At 71.3% G+C, this 1,987-nt stretch carries 1 protein-coding gene; it reads left to right on the plus strand.

What is annotated here, in order from left to right; translation table 11 throughout:
* Window positions 1-214: 214 nt before the first annotated feature.
* Window positions 215-1,855 carry an ABC-F family ATP-binding cassette domain-containing protein gene (locus G5C60_RS50565; protein WP_165271053.1) on the plus strand — a complete coding sequence of 547 codons (1,641 nt, stop codon included), beginning with the start codon at window positions 215-217 and terminating at the stop codon, window positions 1,853-1,855.
* Window positions 1,856-1,987: the final 132 nt, after the last annotated feature.

Below are 1,987 nucleotides of genomic sequence, written 5' to 3' on the forward strand. Positions count from 1 at the left end.
GTCCTAAGGGGGTGCTGGGTTGGGGGTTCGTGGGCGAGTGCCAGTGGTCTGTGGCTGGTCGCGCCCACGCGGCGGAGCCGCAAATTCGATACAGCCCCGCGCCCCTGAAGGGGCGCGGTTGGCGCCCTGAGGAACAGAGGCGCGGGCGGGCTGATGCGGGCGCGGAAAATCCGGGCGTTTGACCGCCGGAACGGCGATTAGGATCAGCCCCCTGATGACTGCCACCCTCGTCGCCAAGAATCTCGCCGCCGGTCACGGCGACCGCTCCCTCTTCTCCGGGCTCGACCTCGTCGTCGCGCCCGGCGATGTGATCGGTCTTGTCGGTGCCAACGGCGCGGGCAAGTCCACACTGCTGCGCCTGCTGGCCGGGCTGCTCACACCCGAGCAGGGCGAGCTGCGGCTCTCCCCGCCGGCCGCCACCGTCGGACATCTGCCGCAGGAACCGGACCGCAGGCCGGGCGAGACCGTTCGGGAGTTCCTCGCCCGCCGCACCGGTGTGGCCGAGGCCCAGCGCCTGATGGACGAGGCCACGCAGGCGCTCGTCGACGGGGCGCCGGGCGCGGACGACGCGTACGCGACGAGCCTGGAGCGGTGGCTCGGACTCGGCGGCGCCGACCTCGACGAGCGTGCCGAGGAGGTGGCGGACTCGCTGGGTCTCGGCGTCGGCCTGGACCAGCCCATGACCTCGCTCTCCGGCGGCCAGGCGGCCCGCGCCGGACTGGCCTCCCTCCTGCTCTCCCGTTACGACGTCTTCCTGCTCGACGAGCCGACCAACGACCTCGACCTGGACGGCTTGGAACGCCTCGAACGCTTCGTGTCCGGCCTGCGCGCGGGCACGGTCGTCGTCAGCCACGACCGCGAGTTCCTCACCCGCACGGTCACCAAGGTCCTCGAACTCGACCTCGCGCAGCAGGAGATCAGGCTGTACGGCGGCGGATACGAGGCCTATCTGGAGGAACGGGACGTGACGCGCAGACACGCCCGCGAGGACTACGAGGAGTACGCCGACAAGCGGTCCGCGCTCGAAGGGCGGGCCCAGATGCAGCGCTCCTGGATGGACAAGGGTGTCAAGAACGCCCGGCGCAAGGCGGGCAACGACAACGACAAGATCGGCCGCAAGTTCCGCAGCGAGGCCAGCGAGAAGCAGGCCGCGAAGGCCCGGCAGACGCAGCGCATGATCGAGCGGCTCGACGTCGTCGACGAGCCGCGCAAGGAGTGGGAACTGCGGATGGAGATCGCGGCGGCACCGCGCTCGGGCTCCGTGGTCGCCACCCTGCGCGATGCGGAGGTACGGCGCGGCGACTTCACGCTCGGCCCGGCGACCCTCCAGATCGACTGGGCGGACCGGGTGGCGGTGACCGGCGCGAACGGCGCGGGCAAGTCGACGCTGCTGGGCGCCTTGCTGGGGCGGGTGCCGGTGGACGCGGGCCACGCCTCCCTGGGCTCTGGCGTCCTGGTCGGCGAGGTCGACCAGGCCCGCAAACTGTTCTACGGCTCCGAGTCCCTGCTGGACGCGTTCTGCACGGCGGTCCCGGACACGGAACCGGCCGAAGTCCGCACCCTCCTGGCCAAGTTCGGCCTCAAGTCGCACCACGTCCTGCGACCGGCCGCCACCCTGTCACCCGGCGAACGCACGCGCGCCGCCCTGGCCCTCCTCCAGGGCCGCGGCGTCAACCTCCTGGTCCTCGACGAGCCCACCAACCACCTCGACCTGCCCGCCATCGAGCAACTGGAGTCGGCCCTCGATTCCTACGAGGGCACGCTCCTGCTGGTCACCCACGACCGCCGAATGCTGAACGCGGTACGCACGACCCGCCGGCTGGAGGTAGCAAACGGCAAGGTGACCGAACGCTGATCGCGGGTTCGAGGGACGCCCCTTATGGGGCGCCCCATAAGGGGCGCGGGGAACTGCGCGACAAGCCACGACGCCCCCGCAGCCGACAGACGACCTCTCAAGGGGGCCTGGGGCGCAGCCTCAGTTTCGGGA

This window comes from Streptomyces scabichelini, from assembly GCF_011045015.1.
Lineage (GTDB): Bacteria > Actinomycetota > Actinomycetes > Streptomycetales > Streptomycetaceae > Streptomyces > Streptomyces scabichelini.